This window comes from Roseomonas sp. 18066 (assembly GCF_902706185.1).
Lineage (GTDB): Bacteria > Pseudomonadota > Alphaproteobacteria > Acetobacterales > Acetobacteraceae > Pseudoroseomonas.
Genome location: NZ_CACSJM010000004.1, coordinates 34324 through 50559 on the forward strand (window position 1 = coordinate 34324; position 16236 = coordinate 50559).

The 16236-nt window shown below is 64.1% G+C and carries 13 protein-coding genes and 2 pseudogenes; 7 read left to right on the forward strand and 8 right to left on the reverse strand.

Translation table 11 applies throughout. The annotated features are described in order from the left end of the window. Positions 1-178: 178 nt before the first annotated feature. From GVN67_RS01520 to GVN67_RS01530, 3 genes are all read right to left on the reverse strand, one after another. Positions 179-2131, reverse strand: a complete 1953-nt coding sequence (locus GVN67_RS01520; RefSeq protein WP_159992501.1) for a diguanylate cyclase domain-containing protein — start codon at positions 2129-2131, stop codon at positions 179-181. A gap of 179 nt (positions 2132-2310) precedes the next feature. Continuing rightward, a complete protein-coding gene (locus GVN67_RS01525; RefSeq protein WP_159992502.1) occupies positions 2311-4779 on the reverse strand; it encodes an EAL domain-containing protein in 2469 nt (822 codons plus the stop codon). Positions 4780-5608: 829 nt separating this feature from the next. Then, a complete protein-coding gene (locus GVN67_RS01530; RefSeq protein ID WP_159992503.1) occupies positions 5609-6049 on the reverse strand; it encodes a hypothetical protein in 441 nt (146 codons plus the stop codon). A 1147-nt stretch (positions 6050-7196) separates the two neighbouring features. Here GVN67_RS01530 and GVN67_RS01535 point away from each other — a divergent pair. Continuing rightward, the gene (locus tag GVN67_RS01535) at positions 7197-7673 is read left to right on the forward strand and encodes a hypothetical protein (protein ID WP_159992504.1); all 477 of its coding nucleotides are present in this window, start codon (positions 7197-7199) and stop codon (positions 7671-7673) included. Here GVN67_RS01535 and GVN67_RS01540 read toward each other — a convergent pair. Then, positions 7670-7900 carry a hypothetical protein gene (locus tag GVN67_RS01540; protein ID WP_159992505.1) on the reverse strand — a complete coding sequence of 77 codons (231 nt, stop codon included), beginning with the start codon at positions 7898-7900 and terminating at the stop codon, positions 7670-7672. The two genes, GVN67_RS01535 and GVN67_RS01540, sit on opposite strands and share 4 nt — an antisense overlap. Before the next feature lie 755 nt (positions 7901-8655). Here GVN67_RS01540 and GVN67_RS01545 point away from each other — a divergent pair. The 3 genes from GVN67_RS01545 (at position 8656) to GVN67_RS01555 (ending at position 9806) form a co-directional block, all read left to right on the forward strand. After that, the gene (locus tag GVN67_RS01545; RefSeq protein ID WP_159992506.1) at positions 8656-8907 is read left to right on the forward strand and encodes a TonB-dependent receptor; all 252 of its coding nucleotides are present in this window, start codon (positions 8656-8658) and stop codon (positions 8905-8907) included. Positions 8908-8912: 5 nt separating this feature from the next. Continuing rightward, on the forward strand, positions 8913-9245 hold the full coding sequence (locus GVN67_RS01550) for a serine hydrolase (RefSeq protein WP_159992507.1): 333 nt from the start codon (positions 8913-8915) through the stop codon (positions 9243-9245). A gap of 117 nt (positions 9246-9362) precedes the next feature. Next, positions 9363-9806, forward strand: coding sequence for an NUDIX hydrolase (locus GVN67_RS01555; protein WP_159992543.1), 444 nt, complete (start codon positions 9363-9365; stop codon positions 9804-9806). A 140-nt stretch (positions 9807-9946) separates the two neighbouring features. On the opposite strand, the gene GVN67_RS01560 is transcribed toward GVN67_RS01555, so the two are convergent. The 4 genes and pseudogenes from GVN67_RS01560 to tnpC (GVN67_RS01575) form a co-directional block, all read right to left on the reverse strand. Next, positions 9947-10342 (reverse strand): hypothetical protein, encoded by a 396-nt coding sequence (locus GVN67_RS01560; RefSeq protein ID WP_159992508.1) that lies wholly within the window; start codon positions 10340-10342, stop codon positions 9947-9949. A gap of 676 nt (positions 10343-11018) precedes the next feature. Next, positions 11019-11345, reverse strand: a complete 327-nt coding sequence (locus GVN67_RS01565) for a hypothetical protein (RefSeq protein ID WP_159992509.1) — start codon at positions 11343-11345, stop codon at positions 11019-11021. A gap of 432 nt (positions 11346-11777) precedes the next feature. After that, complete coding sequence (locus tag GVN67_RS01570; protein ID WP_159992510.1) at positions 11778-12020, reverse strand: hypothetical protein; 243 nt, start codon at positions 12018-12020, stop codon at positions 11778-11780. Between the two features lies 1 nt (position 12021). After that, positions 12022-13668: pseudogene (gene tnpC / locus GVN67_RS01575) on the reverse strand (IS66 family transposase). A 250-nt stretch (positions 13669-13918) separates the two neighbouring features. Between tnpC (GVN67_RS01575) and tnpA the strand changes: the two are divergent. The 3 genes and pseudogenes from tnpA (at position 13919) to tnpC (GVN67_RS01590) (ending at position 16233) form a co-directional block, all read left to right on the forward strand. After that, positions 13919-14287 carry an IS66-like element accessory protein TnpA gene (gene tnpA, locus GVN67_RS01580; RefSeq protein WP_159992511.1) on the forward strand — a complete coding sequence of 123 codons (369 nt, stop codon included), beginning with the start codon at positions 13919-13921 and terminating at the stop codon, positions 14285-14287. Further along, complete coding sequence (tnpB, locus tag GVN67_RS01585) at positions 14284-14631, forward strand: IS66 family insertion sequence element accessory protein TnpB (RefSeq protein ID WP_159992512.1); 348 nt, start codon at positions 14284-14286, stop codon at positions 14629-14631. Before tnpA ends, tnpB begins: the two co-directional genes overlap by 4 nt. Before the next feature lie 46 nt (positions 14632-14677). Next, positions 14678-16233: pseudogene (tnpC, locus tag GVN67_RS01590) on the forward strand (IS66 family transposase). Positions 16234-16236: the final 3 nt, after the last annotated feature.

A 16236-nucleotide genomic window follows, 5' to 3' on the forward strand; every position in this document is an offset into this window, starting at 1 on the left:
AGGGCAGCCGATCGCAGTGGCTCCACTGCAGGAGCAGCCGTATCCAGCCGGTCAGGTCGCCATTTGAGGTGTGGCCCTGCAAGCCGACCGACTGGCTTGGCCACCCATTGTTGATGCCGCCGGGCACCACCCGCCTGGAGTTACGCGGTTCCGCTGCTGCCGGTTGGGATGGTGGGGCCTATGTCGCCAGCACCACACGGTTTCGGCCCTCGTGTTTGGCTCGGTAGAGGGCGCTGTCGGCCGCGGCAACCAGGGCACCTGGCCCAATCTCTGCCTGCAGTTCCGGCGTGACGCCCGCGACGCCGATGCTGGCCGTCACCACTCCGAAGGGTATGTTCGCGGCATGCGGCAGCCGCTGCGCCTGCAGTGCTGCCCGCAGCTTCTCGGCCACTTCCTCCCCACCCGTAGTAGCGGTGTTCGGTAGCAGCAGCACCATCTCCTCGCCCCCATAACGGGCGGCCACGTCACCGGCCCGCCGGATCATCGACCGGACCGCCAGGGCCACCGCCTTGAGGCATTCGTCACCCTGCTGGTGGCCGTAGCTGTCGTTGTACTGCTTGAAGCGGTCGACATCGAGCAGCAGCAGGCTGAGTGGCTGCCCGGTCCTGGTGGAGCGGCGCCATTCCTGCTGCAGGGCGTCGTCAAAGGCGCGGCGGTTTGCCAGTCCGGTCAGTCCGTCGGTGCTGGCCAGTTCCGCCAGGCGCTGCTCCAGCAGGCGGCGCTCCGTGACGTCCCGTGACACGGCGACGGCTCCATCCGCTTCGCCGGTCCGCGGATCATGGGTGGTCCGGATCGCACTCTCGAGCCACAGCGTCTCCTGTCCGGCGCGGTGGAGGCGAAATGTCACCGTTGCCTCTCGCAACTCTCCGGTTCGAAGCCGCCCCATCGCCTGCTCCACGGCAGGCTGATCCTCCGCGTCGATGAACTCGTTGGCCGGGCGCCCTATCAGCGTCGCGGCAGCCAGACCCAGCAGGCGCTCGGCGGCGGGGGAAACATAGGTGCGTTTGCCCTCGAGGTTTATGCGCGACACCATATCGCTCGAATTCTCGGCCAGCAGGCGAAAGGAGCCCTCACTCTCCGCCAGAGCCTTCTCCACCTGGTGTCGTCGCTGCGCCTGCCGCGAGATCCGCAGGCCTAAAAAGCCGATCACGACCATGACGAGGGCGGTCGCCAGACTTCGGATGACGATCTCCCGCCGCCAGACCGCCAGGGCCTCCTGCTCGCTGACGGCCACCGCGATGACTAGAGGGTAGCGCTCCGCCCGGCGGTAGGAGTTCAGCCGGGTCACGCCGTCGAAAGGCGACGTGATCCAGTTCGTCCCCGCAGGCGCCCGCGGCAGCAACTGCCGGAACAGGGCCAGGTCAGCAAAGTTCCGCCCGGCTTGGCTCTCGATGAAGGGCTGCCGCGTCAGAAGGGTGCCGTCGGTCCGGAACAGCGCTGCTGCACCATCGCGGCCCAGTTCAAAGCGGGAGAAGAAGCCGGAAAAATACTCCGCGTCGATCGTGGCCAACACGACACCGGCAAAGCGGCCATCCGACGCCTGAACCCTGCGCGAGAGGGTGAGGATCCACTTGCCCCGCGAGCGGCTGATGACCAGCGGCCCGAGATAGGGTTGAGGATCCGCGCTTTCCCGATGGCGGCGGAAATACTCTCGGTCCGCATTGCTCATGCTGCCGGGTGTTTGCGGCAGCGAACTAGCCAGCCAGCCCCCATCGGCTCCGTAGACGAAAAAGGACAGCGCCCCCGGCGGCCTTTCGGCCTCGCGGCGCAACAGGTCATCGAGCCTCGCGCGAAGAGCTGGGCCGGTGCCATCCAGGGTAACACGCTCGACTAGTTGGGCCAGCACGGTGTCCGCACGGTCCAAAACGTCTTCCGTGTGCTGCACCAGGCTTTGAGCCAGGTTGCTGTTGGCCGTTGTCGCCCGCTGAACGCTCGCATGATAATCGCGCCACCCAGTCCAGCCTTCCAGACCTACCAGAGCGAAGCAAACCAGGAGGGTGAAAGTCACGGAGCCACGGCTGAGCGATGAGAACTCAAGGTTCGACCGGGTAATACGGCGAAAGGAGGTCCGCAATGGACGCAAAGCTGCTTCCAACATGTGCCGGTGCTTCCTTTTGAAATGCTCCTCCATCAAGAGCCTGCGGCCGCCAAGTTGATGGGTTGTTGCTGACTGAACGGTTGCCAGCGTCGAGAAGCTGCTCTCCTCAAGACAGTCCAACCCTGATCGTGTGGGCGCTAATACTCGCCCACGACGTTCGATATGTCGTCTCACTCAGCGAAGGCGGCATGGCGACGATGCTGCCGCCCAACTCAGGTGGACAGCCTCGCGTCCCAAGTGGCGAGGAGGTTGAGAGCTTCGACCGCAGGGCGTGGCGGGCTGAACAGATAGCCTTGTCCTTCGGTGCAGCCCTGGCTGGCCACCTGCTGCAGCTGAGCAGTTGTTTCAATACCCTCCGCGGTGGTGGCGATGCCCAAGGTCCGGCAAAGCCCGGCGATCGCGCCGATGATGGCCGCGCCCTCCGGCCGTTCATCCATGGCCAGGACGAAGCTGCGGTCGATCTTCACCTTGCTGATGGGGAATTTAAGTAGGTAACTGAGCGACGAATAGCCGGTTCCAAAGTCATCCATCGAGATGGAGAGGCCAGCCGTTCGCAGGCGGCGCAGCATGGCCACGGTGTCCTCCGTCTCCCGCAGCAGCAGGGACTCCGTGATTTCAAGCTCCAGCCTCTCCGGCGCGAGCCCCGCCGCGGCGAGTGCTTCGGCAATCGATGCCTCGAAACCCCCGTCGCAGACCTGCGCGGCGGAGAGATTCACCGCGACCTTCAAGCCCGACGGCCAGGTAGCGGCGTCGGCGCAAGCCTGCTCCAGGATCCACTTTCCTAACGGCACGATGAGGCCTGTCGCCTCCGCGACAGGGATGAAGGCGTCGGGACGCACCAGCCCGCGTTCCGGGCTACGCCAGCGCAGCAGCGCCTCGAAACCACTGATCCGGCGGTGAGCGAGGTCGACCAGTGGCTGATAGTGCAGCTCGAACTCTCCGTTCCGGAGTGCCCGCTGCAGATCGGCTTCGAGGTGTCGGCGGGCTTGGGCGCAAGCCTGCATCTCGGGGTCAAAGAAGCGGAACCGCCTGCCCCCGTCCCCCTTTGCCGCATACAAGGCGAGATCAACCCGCCTCATCAGCTGGTCTGATTGATCGCCGTCCCGCGGAGCGAGGACCACCCCGATGCTGACACCTATCGTCACCGGACGGCCCTCAATCAGGAAGGGGCGCCCCAGTTCGTCAATGATGCGGGCCGCGAAATCCGCCGTCTCGCGGGAGCTGTCCTCACCGCGGCGCAGGATGACGAACTCGTCGCCGCCAAGGCGGGCCACAGTATCTGCCTCACGCATGCAGGACATGAGGCGGGTAGCCACCGAGCGCAGGACGTCATCTCCGGCAGGGTGCCCGAAGGTGTCGTTGACCTCCTTGAAGAGATCCAGGTCAAGATGAAGGATGGCACATGGTTCACCTTGCTGGCTGTGCCTTGCTGCCTCAACGAGTCGCTCCTGCCACGCTCCGCGGTTCAGCAGGCCGGTAAGCGAGTCGTGGTGCGCCATATAGGCGATCCGCGCCTCCGCCTCTCGTCGCTCCGTGATCTCATGGGTGACGCCGCTGATCCGAAAGGCGCGGCCGTTGCAGTCAAGCTCGGCCTGGCCTGTCACCCGCAACCAGCGCAAGGGCCCATTGGCAGGCGAGGTGCGGAACTCACTGGCAAAGGAGCCACCATTCTCACCTCCCAGACAGCGCTCCATCGCCTCGCCGACTGCCGCAAGGTCATCCGGATGAACCGAGGCGTGAACATCCGCGCGGGTGCGCAGAGACCCGGGGGCCAGCCCATAGATAAGTTCCAGGCCGTTGGAGGCGTTGAACTCACCAGTCTCCACATTCCAGTCCCAGACGCCCATCCTGGCTGCCGCAACGGCGCGCGCCAGGCGCGCCTCGCTGTCGCGCAAGGCCTTCTCCGTACGCCTGCTTTCGGTCATGTCCTCCGTGACGCCGACGATGTGCGTGGCGGGCCGATCTCCCGCCTGGAGAGGGACCTTCTTTGTCCGCAGCAGACGCCTGCCAAGATGAGGGGTGTCGAGCGGCTCCTCTTCGATGACCATCGTCTTGCCGCTCTCGGCCGTTTCCTGGTCGCAGAGCCGGAAGAACCGGGCTTGCTCCTCCGGGAAAAGGTCGGCATCGCTCCGTCCAACCCAGCCGTCGCGACCTCGGCCGAAGATCTGCTCGGCGGTCCGGTTCACCCGCTCGTACACACCGGTGGCGACGCTCTTGACGAAGACCCCTACCGGCACGTGCTCAAGCACTTGGTCGAGGAACGTCTGCGTAACCTGCAGCTTGTCCTCGGCTGCGTGCCGCTCGCTGACATCTCGGGAGATGCAGACGATATACTCGACGGTTCCGCTGTCCCCGAAAACAGGTGCAAGCGCGTTGTCCCACCACTTCAGGGTTCCGCGGAAGGTGCGACCTGCACCAACAAAACGAGTGGGCTTTCCCTTGGCGGCCGCTCTGATGGCTCCTTGGGCGGCACCCCGAAGTTGATCCGGCCAAAAGGCTGTCCAGTCGGACCCGATCACATCGGATGCTGCAGAGGTTTCAAACAGCTGGAGACCGGGGCTATTGATGAACAGCAGGCGCCCACGAAGGTCCAACACCTTGATGCAGTCAGTAGTGCCTTCCAGGATTGAGAGAAGGAACCCTTCTCTACTCGTTAGTCGGAGTTCGCGTATGCCTGACATGGGAGTTCCCGGTCGTCTCGCGCGCGGGTGCCGCCAAGCAGCAAAACCTGACCTCGCGTAAAGGGTGTACTAAGCCGTTCCGTAGGCCGATGGCTTACCTGCCTGCAACCGATTTCCGCCTGCGTTAAACGCAGATGCGCCATGTGTCGTTCCTAAAAACCAGCGCCACATGCCAGAGCTTGCGCCGATGCATCTACGTTCATGTTCACGGTGGCAGGCAACGCTCCAGACCTGCGACTACATAAGTAAATCGCTAAAGCTTAGATGGAGCTGCCGGGTGCCGAATGGTGAACGCAGCCAGCCTGCCTACGCATTTAGCGGAGTCTGTCAAAGAGGGCGCAGCATGGCCCAGGTAGCGCTCGGCAGAGCGCCGGATCGAATATGTACGTCTGTCGGTGCAGTCGGGAGCGAAGAAATATCCAGCGCAGCCAACACCGCCTCCACGTTCACTACCTGAGCACCTCGGTGCTCCAACTGCCTGAGTAACGCATGACCGGCCTCGCTCCGCCGCGCCTCATCGCTAAGTAGGACGACATCGATCCCAGCATCCTGCAGCAGCGGCAATGCATACTCCGCTGCTGGAACAAAGCCTGCGACAGCTAGCCCATAGCGGGCCAGTTGTGAGCACAAGCTTCGGGCCACCAGGTAGCGACGTTCAATCACGAGGACGCGCCGCATCGAAAGAAGCTCAGCACACCTGATCATTGCACTCCTCTCGTATCGGCACGGGCGAGCAGCCAAGGCTGCACCGGAGAAGGAACGCCTGCCTGCATATGGCGGCGAAACCATTCTGCATCAATGGTTTCATTCTGAAACATATTTGTGGCTCTCAGGCTAGCCGTAGATCGGTGCGAATACCAAGAAAGTCCCGAAGCGCCGCTTTCAGCTCTTGTTCCGAGAAGGGCCAAGTCACCGCCAGAAAAGATGCTGCCCGAGAATGCAAATAATTCTTCAATTCGACCGTCACTCCGCCTTCCTCGCTGGTGGGAAGTAGGACGGCGCCCACATCCTCTTCACTCAGTAACCGCAGCGCCTCCTGAGCATCGGCAACGGGTCCAGCAACACCTGCGCCAATATCTTCGACGCAGAAGGCAATCACTTCGGCTGCCTGGTGACAACCTTCGACAATTAGAACGCGCTTGGCGCGATATGTAGTTTCAAACATGGCATTGATGTCTCTAAACCCATGACTACCACTACCGCCATCGAGCGCATTTACCCAGGTTAGGCTCACAGAGCATTCCGTCACGTGGTGCGTCAGCCTGTTCATGTAAGGGGCTGACGCGGTACTGCTCTTGCCAAGTTACGTTCAGCGGGCTTTTTGCTCTTGACCGGATGACCGTGACCCGATGTGCGTTCCGCCCTTCAGGGACCGCTCCTTCTCTCTCCTGGCCACCGTTCGGTTAATCCAGCGCATTCCCGGTGAGGTAGAGGGCGCTTTGTTCTAGGTGCTACGTACGACGGGCGCATCGAGCCTTATCCGTCCGGCGGCCAGCTGATCTCCAGCCCGGTTGCCGAGCACCTGCTAAAGCACCGCCAACGCTCCGCTTTCTCGGTCTCACGCTGGCGTCCGCTCAGTCACCTAATTTGGCATCGGGTTACCGATGTCAGTCCCGGCCGCCGTGCTGCGCCGTCTGCGGACCAGCTCGCCGGGATCGAGGGCCGCACGGAAAAGACGCTGCGCTGCCGCCGATCACTTTAATTCGCCCCCTTGTGACCGCCTGACGCCGGGGAGTGGCCCGCAGCTTCCTAGCAGGAAGTCCAGCCGTACGACCGCAGCACCGGGCTAGCTGCCTGAATCCCTATGCTCAGCCGAAATCGCTCCCGCTCCGAGATTCATCGCGCCCGTAGGCGCATGGTCGTGCGCGGCCGCCGCACCTGGCCCGCAGCCAGTCGGCCGCGCCGCGCCATTTGCGTGAGTAGACCGGCGATCGCGTCGGGCCCACGTCCGTCGCCGCGGCCGCGAGGCCAGCACCGCAGCAGCAGGCGGAGCCGGATGCAGAGTGGTGGCGAGCGCCTGCTAAGAACACGATTTTCGGCAACCACGTCCCGCCCCACTTGCGAAAGGACAGGCGCCGGTAACGCCGGACGCCGATGGGTCACCGATGCTGGAGTTGGTGCGTGTTGCCAAGAGCGGCTTAGCGTTCGCCTAAAAGCGAGTGGGCAGCATCATTGGCATCACCGGAAGTGGTGGTGCCGACGATGCCACCCACATGCTCCAGCCGGTCACCGTCGTCATGCGCGAGAAGGGCGCCGGAAAACTGAGGGCAGGAACATTGGAGATCCTTGGCTCCAGAGGTTTGGGGCAAGCGGTGATCGCTTTGCTACCTCGTAGCTGCCCAAGGCAGAGGCAGTCTTGCCCTGGACCAAGGCTCTCGCTGGCGCATAATCGCCTTCCAAGGTTTTAGGAGCGGAAGATGGGCAACTGGTTCAGCGTGGCAGGCGGCGGCCTTGCATGGTCGGTGGCGCTAAAGCTGACCGCACAACCGCCGAAGGCTTGCTGGTTTTGTCGTGGACCGAGCGGCAGATTGCTGGGGCCGTTTGCGCGCAGCCAGCATGCTGAACGCGCCGCCTCTAACGACATCGCGACCTTCAAGGGCCAACAAGTTGCCTCTTTGCGGGAAGGATATGTGCCCGAGGAACCTTGTTCAGCTCTGCCAGGCGCTACAGATCCTTTTGGCCAGGCATGTCTGGATAACCGCGACCATCCGGATGAGGAATGGAATCTCTGGCGGATCGAGCAGCAGGACGGCAGCCATTGCTTCGTCGTTGAGGGGCCTGAAAGTCTCGTCCCTGACCTCTTCCTCGACGAGGTTTTCGAGAATTGGGAGAGAGCGTCGAATGCCGCGTTGAAGACGCGCATTGGCAGTCGAATGCGTCCTGGCCTTGGCTAGCTCGCCCAGCTAGCGCGCTCCCAGCTCTCTTCCAGCCTTCGCATCATCTCGTCCATGCGCTTGTTGAAAGGATGGGCGGGCGTGCGGAGGCTTCCCAGCCCCTGGGCAGCCTCGTGGGCCTCGGTCTCCGCCAAGCGGGCGCGGAGGTCCCGCATGTGGGCTGCGATCGAAGTGTCGGCAGAGGTGTCAAGGGCTGCGGCCGCCTTGCTGTCGGGATAGATCCGCACAGCAGCCCACTCCTCCGTCTCCTCGGCGAAGTCGATGGCATCGAGGAAGCTGGTCTCTTGAAGTGGAGACGCCCCCGCCGCTGCGACGATGTGTGAAATTTGGGCTCTTGGCCTTTGGCAACCTCGCCGCTGTCCGCGGGTGAGCTCATGAATGCTTCCTCATCGGCCGGGCCATCCGAGCATTGGTCGATCCCGGCTTCCTAGCGCCACGAGGCATTCAATGGGGCCGCCGACCAATCGCGCTCTTCCATGCAATCACAGGCCCTGCGCCGAATGGGTACCGCTCCCTGCCCCTGGGAAGCGCCGCATCAAGCAGCCGCATAGGCATTGCCGAGCGTCCGCCTTCGAGCGCAGCGTTACCAGGACGGCAGACCCAGCGTTTGCTTCGTAAGCGTTGCTCCGAGACCCATAGCAGCGTTGTAGGGCTCAGCACGGGCTGGTCGTGGCCCAGCACCACGGCATGAGCTCGTCGATGCGGGCCTTGGGCCCTGGAGCAACGCTTACCGATCCGCTGCATACTGGCTTCCTGGTGCAGCATGGCGAGATCCACGCTCGCGGCATCGAGCTCTCGGCGCATGTTAGCCTGCGGGAGGGACTAAATGCGGTGGCCTCCTACAGCTATACTGAAGCCGAGACGACCCGGAGCAACAGTGGTGACCAGGGCAACCGGCCCTATGGCATGCCTGCGAGCACCGCCTCCCTCCGGCTTCGACCGCGGCTTCGCAGAAGGGTGCCTGCAGAGGCTGGGATCCGGCTTGGGCGGCCGCCACATCGGCTCAACCTATGCGGATGGCGCCAACACCCTGAAGGTACCTTCATCCTTTGTGGTGGACGCGGCGCTTCGCTATGACCTCGGACAGCTGACGCCGCAGCTCGAAGGAGCGCGGATCGGCGTCAGCGTCAGCAACCTGACCGACAAACGCCACACGAGCAGCTGCGTCTCCGCGGTGAACTGCTACTTTGGGGCCGGGCGCGTTGTAACCGTGCAGATGGACCACCGTTGGTGATTGCCATGTATGCCTCCATTGGCCGCCGCGGCGTCGCACGCCTTCTTGCGGCGAGTGCCGCGCTGGGCACCACCTCCGGAGAGGCGGCCGCCCCCGATCCGAAGGTCCTGGACCTCCCTCGCCTGTCACGGGAGCATGCAGGCGACGATCGCCTAGGCTGGGCGATCAGCGGGCTGCATCGCGGGCAGCTACCGCTGGCAGGTTTCGGCCAGGCGCATCTGGAGCATCCATCGCCCATCACTTCGGACTCTCTGTTCCGTGCGGCCAGCGTCTCGAAGCAGTTCAGCGGCTTTGCCATCTCTGCTACCGCGCGAATGAATGCTCGATCTGGAGGGTGATATCCGCGCCCATCGGATCTGCCGATTCCGCTTAGAGATGACGCTGTGTTAACCTGGACGGCAGGAGTTCAGTTAAGCTCCAGCTCCACCGTCCTGAACGAAGCGCTGTATCATGCCATGGCAAAATCCGACCGATCAGGAAGCATTCAGTATGGCGTACTTCCCTACCGCCCCGGCCGAGCTGGCCATCCTGAAGTGCTGCTGCTCACCTCCCGTGGGACCGGCCGCTGGGTAATTCCCAAGGGCTGGCCCATCCTGGGCAAGAAGCCGCGGGCCGTGGCAGAGCTTGAAGCGCGCGAGGAGGCTGGTATCAAGGGTATCATCAGCCCGATGCCGGTGGGTTCGTACGCTTATACCAAGGTCCTCGACGACGGAGCTATGCGTGTCTGCGAGTGTATAGTCTTCCTAATGCTTGTCACGCAGGAAGCATCGAAGTGGCCGGAACGGTTTCAGCGCAAGCGAGCTTGGTTCGCCCCCGACGAGGCAGCGAACTTAGTCGACGAGAAGATGCTTGCGCTTCTCATCCGAAGCTTGCCCAAGGTGAATCAGGGTCGGTCCTGACTAGCGCTTGCAGGCGGCGTGCACGGAACAAAGTTAGCGAGCCCCACTGCAAGGTTAATTCAGGCTTCCCCATGCTTGGATTGGACGCACTTGGGCGTCGCACCAAGCTATGGAAGCACGGGGTGTAAATGGCTAAGTGGCTATCGAGCTTCGCAACAGGCTTTAACCCCCCGCGCCAGCGCACTTACAGGCGGCGATCGCCAGACGTATTCGTCTGTCCAGGCCATCGCCACCCCAAAAGGAAGGTGAAGAAAATGCGAGAATTCACAGTAGACACCATTCGCCAACGCGAAGGTTTGGTCTTCAAGCGGTCGGATGGCGAAATTTTTTTCTTGCTTGGCAAGCCAAATGGTAACGCCGTCCTTTATCATGGCCAATTCAATGCCAACCCAACTCACCTTGGCCTCGTGGATCTTGATGTCAGCGTGCGCGATAAGCTGAAACGCGCTATAAGCTGGGTCCTCGCATACCCAAATCAGCCTGAAAGCTAAAGCAGCAGCCTGCCTTTCGGCACCACGCAGCAGCGGTGTCACCATTAAATGAATAGTCGATCGATGCAGTTCTCGGGCTATGAAGGGAGTCTGCGAACGCTATCACCTAGACGTAAGTGGCTGTTGAAACTGCCGAGCGGTTAAGGCGCAGTCTTAGCTACAGGACGGAGATCGCCGTGCCTCGGCTCTAAATAGTCAAAGATTCGCCCGTCGGCAGTGGTCCGTAAGCAGCGCAGCGCTGTCTGGCAATAGAATGCTTCAAGGCATTGCCTAAGGATCTCGGCACGGTTTACATGATGCTGCACGGCACCTAGCTCGGCCCGATGCTCAATCTTTTAACGGCCTGACACTCCGCTGTTCATCGCAAGCGGCAGACGAGTTGGGCTGATGTTGTCAGTCGGGACAAGGGCTCAATGCTGCGTTCGGCGGTGAACACGGGCAGACCGTCTACTGGCGTTACACGTCATGCCCGAAAGCTGGACATTGGCGCCTCGGTTAACCCGCTGCTTTAAGCGGCTTTGACCCGCGTCGCCCGAGCGTCGGACTATGTCGACAGAACTTCACCTCGCTTGTACGGTGGATGCTGCCAGAACCTATGGCGCAGAAGCGAAGGCTAAAGAGGTTCCCGAAGGGAAAAAGCGTGGCTTTCGTGCCAGAGGCTGGCCCATGATGCTGAGAGACTTAGCATCTACAATATCTGGTTCTACCGCATTTTCAGGCGCTAAAATGCGATGTCTTTGCTTTTACTGAATTCAACCTGCGCGACATTGCTTGCCGCGTGCTCATACGGGAAATCGTTCTGAGTAGAAGAGGCCGAAAACAAGCGGATTTGTCTAAACCGATATTTCGGGCGGAATCGATTTTTTTTGGTGGTTATTTCCGCTTCTGGCCTCAGCACGCACCGAGCAAGGGGCGGAAGCTGATCGATCGTCTTGTGCAATAGCGCGTAGGCATCCTCTGCTCGGACGCCGCCTCGTTTTACGAGCGCTTCAATCTCCTGTATCAGTGCGTCAACGACGGCTCTCGCGCCTTTCGGTGTGCGTTTCATCGCTTCTTTCCGCGCATTTCCTTTGCATAGAGTGAACGCTGGAAACGGGTGGGTGGCACTAAGATTCTGCTAGTTGGATCATCCACAGTCTGTGAGCTTCGAATCTGATCATCGCTTGAGCTGCCGCGGGGAGCCTTGCTATGGCGCGATCCAGCAGAGACGAGGCAGCTTGCGGATTGACGCCGCCCTGCTCGACCAAACTTAGCACTGCTTCAACCATGGCCGTAGCCACGTTTTGCATCATCACCGACTGGCTCAGGTCAGGCTGGTGGGGCATGGGTCACCGCTAGGCTGTTGCGAGAAGCGGCAGAGCACATGCTAAAGGCAAAGCGGTCCAGACACCGATGCGAGAGCAGCCAGTGGCCAAACATAATTTTTTCGCACGGCGTTTGTCGCAGAAGCGTAAGCATCCGGTGAACACCGCCGCCCTGGCTATGGAGAGCTGGCTGGCCGAGGAGGAGCTGTTCCGGATGCCTGCTCGTCCTCAATGATCTGCCGCAGGTTCTCGATGCCGTCCTGGGTAAAGGCGGTCACGCCATCCTCGCCGACGCCATAGACGTGCAGGCAGCCGTCTTCGGGGAACATGCTGATGGACAGGTCGGACAGCCAGTCTTCGTCCTCGCCGAGCAGTGCGGCGACATGGCCGATGGTGAACACGGCGGAGATGGCGGCCATGTCAGGCGACCTCGCTTCGGGGCGGCTGATGGGCCTGCCAGCTCCATGGCAGCAGGTCCTCGAGCCTGCTGGCGGGATGTCCCGCGATCCGGCGCAGCACATCGGCCAGCCAGGCCTGTGGGTCCACATTGTTCAGCTTGGCTGTGACGATCAGCGAGTACATGGCCACCGCACGCTGGCCGCCACGGTCGGAACCGGCGAACAGCCACGACTTTCTGCCGAGAGCGATGCCGCGCAGCGCGCGCTCCGCCGCGTTGTTGGAGAGGCAGATCCGGCCATCCTGGAGGAACCGGGTGAAGGCCTCCCAGCGCTTCAGCATATAGTCCATGGCCGGGCCAGGTCGTTCGTGCGGGACAAACGCGCGCGCTGCTCTCGCATCCAGGCTTCGAGCCCGGCGACCAGGGGTGCGCTCGCGGCCTGCCGGACGGCCAGGCGTCCCGCGGCGCTTGCACCGTTGATGTCGCGCTCGATGTCGAACAAGGCGTCGATGCGCCGGACAGCCTCCAGCGCGATCGGCGACATCACCTTGGTCGGCCTGCTCCCTGCGGCCTGCGCGGCGCTCTTGGCCAGATCCGCCAGGACAAAGAAGGGTCGCCGCGCATGCACCCAGCAGGCCGCCTCGATGATCGGTCCTGGCTTGCGGTCAGCGGCGTAGAGCTTGCCATACCCGCCATAGGCATCGGCCTGGAACAGTCCGGCATAGCGGGCGAGATGGGCCTGCGGATGCGTGCCCCCGCGGTCGCGCGAGTAGTGGAACAGGGCGGCCGGTGCCGCCGTGCCGCCAAACGGCCGATCATCGCGGACATAGACCCAGCAGCGCACTGTGTCGGTCTTGCCAGGCGCCAGCACCGGCACGGTGGTGTCGTCGCCATGGAGGCGTTCGGCGGCCATGACATGGGCCTCCAGGGTGCGCGACAGCGGCGCCAGCGCCGCGCAGCAGGCACCCACTTGGTCTGCCAGGGTCGAGAGGCTGAGCGGCAGGCCCTCCCGGGCGTAGCGTTCAGCCTGGCGGTTCAGCGGCTGGTGCTGGCCGAATTTCTCGAACAGAACCATGGCCAGCAGGTTGGGCCCCGCCCATCCGCGCGCCGTCACATGGAACGGCGCTGGCACCTGGCTCACCCTCTCGCAGGCGCGGCATGAGAATTTCTCCCGCACGTGCTGGATGACCTTCCAGCGGCGCGGGATCACCTCCAGCGTTTCCGTCATCCTCGCCCAGCTTGCGCAGCCGGGCGCTGCCACAGCACAGGCAATGGCTCGGCGCGGGCTCGACCACGCGCTCGCGCGGCAGATGCGCAGGGAATGGCTGGCGCGCCGGTCGCCTGCGGGCGAAAGGCGCGACATTGATGGTGTGCGCGGCCGCCTGCTCGGCGGCGATTTCGTCGGCCGTCGCCGAGCTTTCCAGTTCGTCGAATGCCAGGGCAAGCTGGTCGAGCAGGCGCTGGCCACGTTCAGACCTCTGGCCATAGAGCTGATGCCGTAGCTTGGCGATCTGCAGCTGCTGATGGGCGATGATCGCCTGGTCGTCGAAGGCTCGGGCCCTGGCATTGGCCAGCTCGGCCTCGATGCGCCGGGCATGCGCCGCGGCCGACAGCACCGCTGCTTTCAGGGCATCGACATCATCCGGCAGGGTTTCGGAGGGATTGTCCACGCCCTGGATGGAATCACAGAATCCCTCGCGCCGCCTCAGGAAACTGCGTCACAGGGCATCACCCGGCGGCGTCCGGCCGGAAGGTATGCCGTAAGCGTTGCTCCGCGGCCCACCTTGCCTGAGAGGGCCAATCTCGTGACGTAGCATCTCATCAGGTCGAGGTGGTGCGATGTCGAAGGATGAGGCTGGCACTGGAGCCAGCACTGGTGCTGACACTCGAGCTAGCCTCAAGGCGGAGCGGATCGAGATCGTGACGCGCGGCGAGGGTCGTCGGAGCTACACGCCGGAGGAAAAGGTCCGGCTGGTGGCGGAGACGCTGCGCCCGGGAGCGTCAGTACAGGCCGTGTCGCGCCGCCATGGCGTCTGCTCCAGCCTGCTGCACCGCTGGCGGCGTGATGCGCGGGCTGAGGCGCGCGGGCCGGGTGGTGCGGTGCCACGGCTGCTGCCGGTGCGGCTGATGACCCCCGAAGTCGCCGCGGCAGCCGAACCTTCCGGCAAGCCTGCCGATGGTGACGCCCCGCCCATCGAGATCGTGCTGCGCAACGGGCGGGTGCTGCGGGTGAGCCCGGCCACGGATCCGGCCGCCCTGGCCCGCCTGGCTCTGGCGCTGGAGGCGTGATCGCACCGCCTGCCGGGGTGCGGGTCTGGCTGGCGGCGGGCCCGACCGACATGCGGCGTGGGTTCGACGGGCTCGCGCGGCTGGTGCAGGAAGTGCTGGGGCGGGATCCGTTCAGCGGCCATGTGTTCGCCTTTCGCGGCCGCCGCGGCCATCTGGTCAAACTGTTGTTCTGGGATGGCCAGGGGCTCGTGCTCTATGCCAAGCGGCTGGAGCGCGGAAAGTTTGTCTGGCCGCAGGCACACGATGGCGCGATCTCGCTGACGCCTGCCCAGTTCTCGATGCTGCTGGAAGGCATAGACTGGCGCATGCCCGCCTGGACGGCGCGGCCGGACGTCGCGGGATAGCAATTTCGGCTTGGCGCGACGCGGTGGGACGGGCGAGGATTCCGGCATGCCCGCCGCGCTCGACATCGCAGCGCTCCCCGATGATCCGGCGCTGCTGCGCGCGATGCTGGTCGGCGTCATGGCCGAGCGCGACGGGCTCGAGGCACAGAACAACCGGCTGCGGCATATGCTGCTCCAACTCCAGCGGCGGCAGTTCGGCCGCGGGTCCGAGCGCCTCCCGGAGGACCAGCTCCAACTCGCCCTGGCCGACATCGAGACGGCGGTTGCCAGGGACGAGGCGGAGGCCGAACGGAACAGCGAGACGCTCCGGCAGGCGCGCATCGCCAGGCGCCGGGCCAGCCGCGGCGCCCTGCCTGCCCACCTGCCGCGGGTCGAGGTGCTGCTCGAACCCGAACAGCAAGCCTGCCCTTGCTGCCAGGCCACTCTGGTGCGGATCGGCGAGGATGCCGCCGAGCGCCTGGACGTCATCCCGGCGCAGTTCCGGGTGCTCGTCACCCGTCGCCCCAAATACGCCGCGCCTGCGACGGCGTCGTGCTGCAGGCCCCGGCGCCGTCCCGCCTGGTCGAGGGCGGGTTGCCGACCGAGGCGACGGTCGCGCATGTCCTGGTGGCGCGCTACGCCGACCACCTGCCGCTCTACCGGCAGGCGCAGATCATCGCCCGGCAGAGTGTGCTGCTCGACCGTTCCACCCTGGCGGCCTGGGTCGGCCAGGCCAGCGCCGAGATCGCGCCGGTGGTGCGGCGGCTGCGCGAGATCCTGCTGGGCTCGGCGCGGCTCTATGCCGATGAGACCGTAGTCCCGGTGCTCGACCCGGGGCGCGGGCGGACCAGGCAGGGCTACTTCTGGGCGATCGCGCGGGATGACCGGCCCTGGGGCGGCACCGATCCGCCCGGCGTGGTCTATCGCTATGCCCCCGGCCGGGGCCGCGAGCATGCCAGGGCCCTGCTGGGCGGCTATCGCGGCATCCTGCAATGCGACGGCTATGCCGCCTATAAGAGCCTGCTGCCGCCCGCCGCGAATGCGGGCCCGGCGCTCCTCGCCACCTGCTGGAGCCATGTCCGCCGCCGGTTCTACGACCTCGCGCAGAGCAAGGCGGCCCCGATCGCCGAGGAAACCCTGCGGCGCATCGCTGCCCTCTACGCCATCGAAGCGGAGATCCGCGGCCAACCACCGCCGCAGCGCCTGACGGCGCGCGCCAGCCGGAGCGCTGCTCTCGTGCATGACCTGTTCGCCTGGTTCGCGCAGCAGCTGGCGCGCCTGCTTGGCCGCAGCCCCACGGCTGAAGCCATCCGCTATGCTCTGAACCAGCGAGAAGGCCTGCTGCGGTTCCTCGAGGACGGCCGCATCGACCTCGACACCAATCCGGTCGAGCGCGCCATCCGTCCCATCGCCCTCAGCCGCAAGAACGCGCTGTTCGCAGGATCCGACGAAGGCGGAGAGAACTGGGCCGCCATCGCCTCGCTGATCGAAACCTGCAAGCTCAACGCCGTCGACCCCCAGCGCTACCTCACCGATCTGCTGACCCGCCTCGTCAACCGCTGGCCCAAGGCTCGCATCGATGAGCTCATGCCGTGGTGCTGGGCCACGACCAGCCCACGCTGAGCG